The sequence below is a fragment of the Streptomyces sp. NPDC057939 genome (assembly GCF_042887545.1).
In the GTDB taxonomy this organism is placed as follows: domain Bacteria; phylum Actinomycetota; class Actinomycetes; order Streptomycetales; family Streptomycetaceae; genus Streptomyces.
Genome location: NZ_JBHVPG010000088.1, coordinates 16,851 through 18,479, shown reverse-complemented (window position 1 = coordinate 18,479; position 1,629 = coordinate 16,851). Strand labels below are relative to the sequence as shown.

The following is a 1,629-nucleotide window of genomic DNA, read 5'->3' as shown; positions in this document are numbered from 1 at the left end:
GCGGCGTCCAGGCGCACCGTCCAACGACGCCCCGGCACTCGTTCATCCAGCTCGCCTACTGCGGCCTGCGTCATCCCGGTCCCTCTTCCGCCCTGCATCCCCGATAGGGACCGCCCCCGCCGCGCTCAGGGCGGCGGGGGCGGCGAGGACACCGTATTGGGGCGCGGAGGTCGAGGGCTGCTGAACTCGCCCTATTGCGAACGGAGTGAATCGCGAAGGCTCTTCTTCGGTAGTCGGCTGCACTACGACAAGGACGGCGCCCTGACCGGCCCGGACAGGGAACACGCCGCGACCTCGATGCTCGCCCTGCACCTGCTCCAGTCCAGCCTCGTGCACGTCAACACCCTGCTGCTCCAGCAGGTCCTGGCCGAACCGAAGTGGGCGAACAAGCTGAGCGCCGAGGACCGGCGCGGCCTGACCGCGCTGTTCTGGTCGAACATCAACCCGTACGGTACTTTTCGGCTCGACATGGACAAGCGGCTCGACCTCGCGCTGACCGCCGAGTTGCCCCGTCCCCGCACCCCGGCGCTCCCGCCCCGACCGTCGCAGAGGCCCGATGAACGCGTACCGAACCGCCGCGCCGCACCGTCCGGCCGAGGACCGCGACCGGATCTTCGACGGGCGGCTCGTTGTCCACTGCCCTGACTGTCACTGGGCCCAGGGCCTGAACAAGGACCTGCACTTGGGGCCGTGGGCCCTGCTCTACTGGCACAGAGACCACCCGGCCGACGCGGTCGACCACCTCGCGGAGATGCCGGACCGCCTGGCCCTCCCCGCGTACGTCGAGTGGGGGTGGCAGGCCCACTGGCTGGCCATCAACGACACGCGTACCGAAGAGGGGTTCGTGCTGCTCGGCACGGAGGACTTGGAGGTCTTCCGCTCGGTCTCGGCCGACGGCGGCCTGGACCAGGCGGTGCTTGCGAACACCCGTCGGAGGTCCGTCTTCCCGTCCGCGGCCCGCGCTGAGATTGAAGCCGCCGCCTCCGATCTGTTCCGCACAGCTGACGGTGTGAGAGGGGCCTGTGGCAGTGGCTGGTTCACGCATCGGGTATCCGCGCTCCGGAACCCCATTGTCCGGCGGAGTTCTTATACCATGTTGTACCGGTCACATCGGTGTACTCCTTTCCCCACTTTGGGTCATTCGGACTGTTCGTCCATTCGATGTCCCGGGCAAAGGCCTGAATGAACAGCACATTCAGAATGATTCCAGCGGACATGCCCGCCACATCCAGTGCAACTTCGCCCTTTGTCATGCCGATCTCGGGTTGGGGCGCCTCAAGGGGGCGTTCCTCGGGGAGCTGTGGGGTGGTCGGGCGCTCGTCGGGAAGTTGCGGGGTGGTCGGGCGTTCCTCGGGGAGCTGTGGGGTGGTCGGGCGTTCCTCGGGAAGTTGCGGGGTGGTCGGGCGCTCCTCGGGAAGTTGCGGGGTGGTCGGGCGCTCGTCGGGAAGTTGCGGGGTGGTCGGGCGCTCGTCGGGAAGTTGCGGGCTGGTCGGGCGTTCCTCGGGGACTGTTTCAGGCTCCGGCGCATCCGGCAGCTCGCTCGGTGTCTCGTTGTCCGGTGGTCGCGCTGAGGCGTCGGGTAGGCGCGGCTCAGTGGGAGTTGCGTCCGGCGGGGTCCTGCCGAAGCCG

The 1,629-nt window shown here is 68.4% G+C and carries 1 protein-coding gene and 1 pseudogene; one reads left to right on the top strand and one right to left on the bottom strand.

Going from position 1 to position 1,629, the window contains the following annotated elements; translation table 11 throughout:
- The first annotated feature begins 156 nt into the window (after positions 1-156).
- Positions 157-645, top strand: a complete 489-nt coding sequence (locus tag ACFVS6_RS41355; RefSeq protein WP_389711695.1) for a Tn3 family transposase — start codon at positions 157-159, stop codon at positions 643-645.
- Between the two features lie 392 nt (positions 646-1,037).
- On the opposite strand, the pseudogene ACFVS6_RS41350 reads toward ACFVS6_RS41355, so the two are convergent.
- Positions 1,038-1,629 (bottom strand): annotated as a pseudogene (locus ACFVS6_RS41350) (hypothetical protein); the annotation flags it as partial.